At 63.9% G+C, this 7021-nt stretch carries 7 protein-coding genes; all 7 read left to right on the forward strand.

Going from position 1 to position 7021, the window contains the following annotated elements; genetic code table 11:
• Positions 1 to 109: 109 nt before the first annotated feature.
• On the forward strand, positions 110 to 1288 hold the full coding sequence (locus ACWGS9_RS20765; RefSeq protein WP_454506990.1) for a D-alanyl-D-alanine carboxypeptidase family protein: 1179 nt from the start codon (positions 110 to 112) through the stop codon (positions 1286 to 1288).
• A gap of 72 nt (positions 1289 to 1360) precedes the next feature.
• The gene (gene tmk, locus ACWGS9_RS20770) at positions 1361 to 2035 is read left to right on the forward strand and encodes a dTMP kinase (RefSeq protein ID WP_454507001.1); all 675 of its coding nucleotides are present in this window, start codon (positions 1361 to 1363) and stop codon (positions 2033 to 2035) included.
• Positions 2032 to 3087, forward strand: a complete 1056-nt coding sequence (locus tag ACWGS9_RS20775; protein ID WP_454506991.1) for a DNA polymerase III subunit delta' — start codon at positions 2032 to 2034, stop codon at positions 3085 to 3087. Before tmk ends, ACWGS9_RS20775 begins: the two co-directional genes overlap by 4 nt.
• 132 nt (positions 3088 to 3219) lie before the next feature.
• Positions 3220 to 4767, forward strand: coding sequence for a methionine--tRNA ligase (gene metG / locus ACWGS9_RS20780; RefSeq protein ID WP_454506992.1), 1548 nt, complete (start codon positions 3220 to 3222; stop codon positions 4765 to 4767).
• Positions 4767 to 5561: a TatD family hydrolase gene (locus ACWGS9_RS20785; RefSeq protein WP_454506993.1), complete on the forward strand. Its 795-nt coding sequence runs from the start codon at positions 4767 to 4769 to the stop codon at positions 5559 to 5561. The genes metG and ACWGS9_RS20785 overlap by 1 nt, the downstream gene beginning before the upstream one ends.
• A gap of 3 nt (positions 5562 to 5564) precedes the next feature.
• On the forward strand, positions 5565 to 6386 hold the full coding sequence (locus ACWGS9_RS20790; protein WP_454506994.1) for an MBL fold metallo-hydrolase: 822 nt from the start codon (positions 5565 to 5567) through the stop codon (positions 6384 to 6386).
• A gap of 396 nt (positions 6387 to 6782) precedes the next feature.
• Positions 6783 to 7021, forward strand: a 239-nt coding sequence (locus ACWGS9_RS20795) for an alcohol dehydrogenase catalytic domain-containing protein (protein WP_454506995.1), incomplete at its 3' end; no start/stop codon positions are given.

Raw genomic sequence — 7021 nt, forward strand, 5'->3', positions numbered from 1 at the left:
GATCCGGTCGAAAAAACCCTGATAGCTTGGCCGCGGGGTAGTCTTTGCGCAATTCCGGGCCAACAACCTCTGTGCGTTTTCCGGTGTTGCTCAGATTGGGTCGAGATTCATGCAATTCCGCATTTTTCCACCTTTCGCCAGCCTTCTGGGATTGGTGCTGGTGCTGCTTTGCGCCGCCCCGGCGAGCGCGCAGCTTTTCGAGACCAAGGCAACGCAGGCGTTCATGATCGATGCCGACACCGGCACCGTGCTCTTCGCCAAGGACCCCGACAAGCCGATCCCGCCGGCCTCGATGGCCAAGCTGATGACGATGGAGACGGTCTTCAACGCCATCAAGTCGAAACGCATGACGCTCGACGACACTTTCGTCGTCAGTGAAAACGCCTGGCGCACCGGCGGCGCGCCGTCCGGCACCTCGACCATGTTCGCCAAGCTCAAATCCGAGGTCCGCGTCGAGGACCTCATCCAGGGCGTCACCGTGCAGGCCGCCAATGACGGCTGTATCGTGCTTGCCGAGGGCATGGCGGGCTCGGAAGCGAATTTCGCCGTGCAGATGACGGATCGCGCCCGCCAGCTCGGCCTGTCGAAGTCGACCTTCGTCAATTCGACCGGCCTGCCGGCCGACGGCCAGCAGACGACCATGCGGGAGCTGACGATGCTGGCGCTGCATCTGTGGCGCGACTATCCCGAGTTCTTCCACTATTACGGCCAGCCGGACTTCACCTGGAACAAGATCGCGCAGAGGAACCGCAATCCGCTGATCGCCATGGGCATCGAAGCCGACGGCTTCGTGGCCGGTGCCAGCGAGCAGGCGGGGTTCGGCCTGGTCGGCACCGTCAGCCACAACGGCACCCGCGTGATCGCCGCGCTCAGCGGACTGGCGAATGACCGCGAACGCTCCGAAGAGGCGCGCAAGCTGCTCGAATGGGGCTCGCGTTCCTTCCAGAAGACCGAGATTTTCGCCAAGGACGAGGTGGTCGGCGAAGCGCAGGTCTTCGGCGGCGCCAAGTCCGGCCTGGCCTTGAAGGCCAAAGGTCCGGTGGACATCTTTCTGCCGATCGCCAACCGTGACAAGCTGACCGCCAGGATCGTCTATCAGGGTCCGGTGTCGGCACCGGTCGAGGAGGGGCAACCGGTCGGAGAGCTGCGCGTTTGGATAGGTGAAACCCTCAGCCAGCAGACGCAGCTCTATGCCGCCGAGTCGGTGAAAGTGGGCACGCTGCCGCAGCGCGCGCTCGACGCCGTCAAGGAACTCGCTGTCGGCTGGCTGCGTCAGAAACATTTGTGATCGGGCAAGTTCGTGGACCTTTTGACGGACGGGAGCTATGACAGCGGCCAGCACGGGCAAAGGCAGTCGCGATTGGCGAGCGGATTTTTCATCACTTTCGAAGGCGGCGAAGGAGCAGGCAAGTCGACACAGATCGAGCGGCTGGCACGGCGCATGCGCGCCAAGAAATACGAGGTTCTGGTCACCCGCGAGCCGGGCGGATCGCCCGGCGCCGAGGCCGTAAGGCATGTGCTTCTGTCGGGGGCGGCCGAGCCGTTCGGTCCGAAGATGGAGGCAATCCTGTTCGCTGCCGCGCGCTCCGACCATGTCGAGCAGGTCATCCGGCCGTCGGTCGAGCGCGGCTCGATCGTGCTGTGCGACCGCTTCATCGATTCCTCGCGCGTCTACCAAGGGGTCACCGGCGGCATCGATGCCGATTTCATGAAGGCGCTGGAAGCGGTTGCCATCAACGGCATGATGCCGGACATGACGCTGATCTTCGACATCGATCCCGTTGAAGGCCTGAGGCGGGCCGCCGCGCGGCGCGGCGCCGGTGATGCCGCCGACCGCTTCGAGAAGGAGACTTTGGCTATCCATCGGCGACGGCGCGAGGCTTTCCTGGCCATCGCCGAAGCGGAGCCGGAGCGCTGCATCGTCATCGACGCCTCCGCCGATCCCGATGCGGTGGAAAATGTCGTCACCGCCGCCGTCTTCACGGCGCTGGAAGAGCGGATGCAGGCGCCAAGGATTGAGACGGCGCCGGCATGATCTTCGAACGCATTGCCCCAGAACAGCACGACACGCTGGATGGCGTGCCTGAGCCGGCAGAAACGCCGCGGCTGATCGGCCACGCGCCAGCGGCGGCTATGCTCGTGAGCGCCTACCGCGCCGGCAAGCTGCCGCACGCGCTGATTTTTGCCGGACCGCACGGCATCGGCAAGGCCACGCTGGCGTTCCACCTTGCGTACCACCTTCTGAAATATCCGGATTTCAAGGCGGCGCCCGACACGCTCGCCGTTCCCGATCCGGCTTCCTCGCTGTTTCGCCAGATCGCCACCGGCGCGCATCCTTCGGTGCTGCATCTCACCCGTCCGGCCAACGACAAGACCAAGAGCTTCAAGACGGTGCTGACCGTCGACGAGATCCGCAGGGTCAGCCGCTTCCTGTCGATGACCTCGCATGACGGCAGCTACCGCGTCGTCATCGTCGATCCGGCCGACGACATGAACACCAACGCCGCCAATGCCTTGCTCAAGAATCTCGAAGAGCCGCCGGCGCGCACCCTGTTCATTCTGATCGTGCACGCGCCGGGCAGCCTGCTGCCGACGATCCGCTCGCGCTGCCAGATGGTGCGGCTGGCGCCTCTGGCCGCCGACGAGTTGATGGCGGTGCTGGAAAATGTCGAGCCGCCGCCGCCGGACGATCCGGCCGCGCGCGCAGCACTTGCCGAGCGGGCAGGGGGCAGCGCCCGCAACGCGATCCTGCTCACCCAATATGGCGGACTGGAGATCGCCGGCGCGCTCGACACGCTGGTGGCGGCCAGGAAGCCGGACATTGCCGGCGCGCATCGCTTGGCCGAGGCCGTGGCGGGACGCGACCAGGCGATCCAATTCGACATCTTCAACCGCCGCGCGCTCGATCTGCTATCGGCCGCCGCCAGCGAAGCGGCACTTGCGGGCGACCTCGCCAGGGCCAAAACCCTGTCGGAGGCTTGGCACGAGGCGCTGAACACGATATCTGAGGCCGAGACTTACAATCTCGACAAGAAGCAGCACGCCCTGGCCATGATCGACCGCCTGAATTCTGCGATGCGAATGTGACGATTGCTTTGGTGCATGCCGCCGCCCCAAAACCGGGGCCCCTTTGGGCGGCATGCAACGGGATGGCAATCGCCGTCCCGATGCGATATCCACCGCCACAACTCACATTCAGACATTCATGACGGTTCATTCATGTCACGCGAAAAATTTTACCTGACCACTCCGATCTTTTATCCGAACGGCAAGCCACACATCGGCCATGCCTATACGGTCATTGCCAGCGACGCGCTTGCTCGCTTCCAGCGTCTCGACGGCAAGGATGTGTTGTTCCTCACCGGCACCGACGAGCATGGCCTCAAAATGCAGCAGACGGCCGAGAAGGAAGGCATCACGCCCCTGGCGCTTGCCGACCGCAATTCGGCAATCTTCCGCTCGATGACCGAGACGGTCGGCGCCTCAAACGACGAATTCATCCGCACGACGGAACAACGCCACTACGCATCCTGCCAGGCGATCTGGAAGGCGATGGCCGCCAATGGCGACATCTATCTGGACCGCTACAGCGGCTGGTATTCGGTGCGGCAGGAGGCCTATTTCGACGAGAGCGAAACCACGCTCGGCGAGGATGGCGTGCGCCGCGAGCCGCTTGGCTCGCCGGTCGAATGGAACGAGGAGGAAAGCTATTTCTTCCGGCTCTCCGCATATCAGGACAAATTGCTGGCGCTTTATGAGAGCCAGCCCGACTTCGTTGGTCCGGCCGAGCGGCGCAACGAGGTGGTGAGCTTCGTCAGGTCGGGGCTGAAGGACCTGTCGATCTCGCGCACCACCTTCGACTGGGGCGTGCCCGTGCCAGGCGACGACAAGCATGTCATGTATGTCTGGGTCGATGCCTTGACCAACTACATCACCGCGGCCGGCTATCCCGACACCAAGGCCGAGCAATGGCACTACTGGCCGGCCACGCATATCATCGGCAAGGACATCGTGCGCTTCCATGCGGTCTACTGGCCGGCTTTTCTGATGTCGGCCGGCATCGAATTGCCGAAGCGTGTCTTCGCCCACGGCTTCCTGTTCAACCGCGGCGAGAAGATGTCGAAGTCGGTCGGCAACGTCGTCGATCCGTTCACCATGGTCGAGCATTACGGCGTCGACCGGGTACGCTATTTCTTCCTGCGCGAGGTGCCGCTCGGCCAGGACGGCAGCTACAGCCATGAGGCGATCGTCAACCGCACCAATGCCGACCTCGCCAACGGTCTCGGCAATCTGGCGCAGCGCTCGCTGTCGATGATTGCCAAGAACTGCGGCGGCGCGGTGCCGAAGCGCGGCGATCTGACCGAGGCCGACACGGCGATCCTCGACCATGCGATCGAGGCGTTGGCCGTTTCGCGCAGGGCAATGGCGGAGCAGGGCATCCATCTGGCGCTGGCGGCGATCTTCGGCGCGGTGGCGGAAGCGGACCGCTATTTCGCCTCGCAGGAGCCGTGGGCGCTGAAGAAGACCAATCCGGAACGCATGGAGACGGTGCTTTGGACGACGGCCGAGGTCGTGCGACGGGTGACGGTGCTTTGCCAGCCGTTCGTTCCCGGATCGGCCGCCAAGCTGCTCGACCTGTTGGCCGTGCCCGCGGACAAGCGCGCATTCGAGCACGTCCATGCCGACCACGCGCTGGTGCCCGGCACGGCATTGCCGGCGCCCGAGGGCGTGTTCCCACGCTATGTCGAGCAGGATGGCAACGCCTGATGCTGGTCGACAGCCATTGCCATCTCGACTTTCCGGACTTCGCCGAGGAGCGGGAGACAATCGTCTCCCGCGCTCTCGCCGCCGGAATCGGTCGCATGGTCACCATCTCGACGCGCGTCAAGCGTTTTCAACAAATCCTTGAAATCGCTGAAACTTTCACTGAAGTCTATTGCTCGGTTGGCACCCATCCGCACAATGCGGCGGAAGAGCTCGACGTCACCGCCGACGAGTTGGTGCGGCTTTCCGGCCATCCAAAGGTGGTGGCGATCGGCGAAGCCGGGCTCGACTACTACTATGACAAGGCGCCGCGCGATGCGCAGGCGCAAGGTTTTCGCACCCAGATTTCCGCCGCGCGCCGGACCGGCCTGCCGCTGGTCATCCATTCGCGCGACGCCGACGATGACATGGCGGCGATCCTCGAGGACGAGACAGGGAAGGGCGCCTTCCCTTTCATTCTGCACTGTTTTTCGTCTGGGCGCAGGCTGGCCGAAGTCGGCGTGGCGCTGGGCGGCTATGTCTCTTTCTCCGGCATCCTGACCTTCAAGAACTCGACCGAGCTGCGCGCCATCGCCGCCGACGTGCCGCGCGACCGGCTGCTTGTCGAGACCGATGCGCCCTACCTCGCGCCGATCCCGCATCGCGGCAAACGCAACGAACCGGCCTATGTGGCGAACACGGCAAGGGTGCTTGCCGAGACCATCGGCGTCAGCGAGGCCGAGATCGCCGATATCACCACCGGGAATTTCTTTCGGTTGTTCACCAAGATGCCGCGTCCCGACATGGCGGCAGGCTGAGGCATGGGCGACCGGCTGCGCTTTACCGTTCTCGGCTGCGGCTCGTCGCCCGGCACGCCGCGCATCACGGGCGACTGGGGCAATTGCGATCCCGCAAATCCGAAGAACCGGCGCATGCGCACGGCCGCGCTGGTCGAGCGGATTGCCGCCAACGGCGCGCGTACCACGGTCGTCATCGACACCGGGCCGGATTTCCGCCAGCAGATGCTGATGGCGTCGGTCGGGCGTATCGACGCCGTCGTCTATACCCATCCGCATGCCGACCATATCCACGGCATTGACGATTTGCGCGGCTACGTGCACGACCAGCGGCGCAGGATCGACATCCACGCCGACGAACCGACGATGCGGCGGATGCGCGAGGCGTTTGGCTATTGCTTCGAGACGCCGCCCGGCAGCTCGTATCCACCGATCGTCGAGGCCCATATCATCGACCACGGGAGACCGGTGGTGATCGAAGGCGAGGGGGGCGCCCTCACCCTCGAGCCGCTGCCGCAGTTCCATGGCGACATCATTTCACTGGGCTTCCGCATCGGCGGGCTTGCCTACTGCCCGGATATCAGCGGCTTCCCGGATGCCACAGCCGAGCGTTTGCACGGCCTCGACATGCTGGTGATCGACGCGCTGCAGTACAGCACGCATCCCAGCCATCTGTCGCTCGGCCAGGCGCTGGAGTGGATCGAAAAGCTGGCGCCCAGGAATGCCGTGCTGACCCATATGCACGTGCCGCTCGACTATGTCGCGGTGATGGCCGAGACGCCGGAGCACGTGGTGCCGGCCTATGACGGCATGGCGATCGAAATCCCTTACGAGTCAGAGCGATAGCGACGACTGCTCAGTTGGCATTTCGGCTCCATCATCCAAACGTTCGGTCTGGGCGCGAAGTCGCGAAGCGCTGTATGGAGCGGTTCATAGAGTTTGCCACCAGCGGCGAAAGCCGCAGCAGTTTCCGGGTCAGCGCCCGATGCGACAGTTCCATAATCTATCTTATGCGACTTTCTCATGGAGCAGCCATTTAGTAGATGCGACAGTTGCCCCAGTTAGAGATGCGACACCTCCCGCTTCCCTGGAAGGAAGGCCGGCGACTTCACAGCGCCTGGCGTGAGACCGGGCCTTGCGGAGCCGTCATGCCTCTGGTCACCACGCAACCCGCTTGCCACTCATAGCGGCCAGCAGGCAACATTTCGACCGAAGAGACAGACGAGAGAAAAGGCAATTCAGATGAAAGCAATCGTTGTCACGGATCAGGCTTCGGGAACGGCCGGCATGAAGCTGGTGGAGCGGCCTGAGCCGCAAGCCGCGATAAACGATGTCGTCGTTCAGGTTTACGCGGCAGGATTCGTCAACACCGAACTAGAGTGGCCTTCGACCTGGGCCGATCGTGCCTTCCGTGACCGGACGCCGTCGATCCTCGGCCACGAGCTGGCCGGTGTGATCACTGCCCTTGGCTATGGGACAAC

The sequence above is a fragment of the Mesorhizobium sp. Arg314 genome (assembly GCF_053714275.1).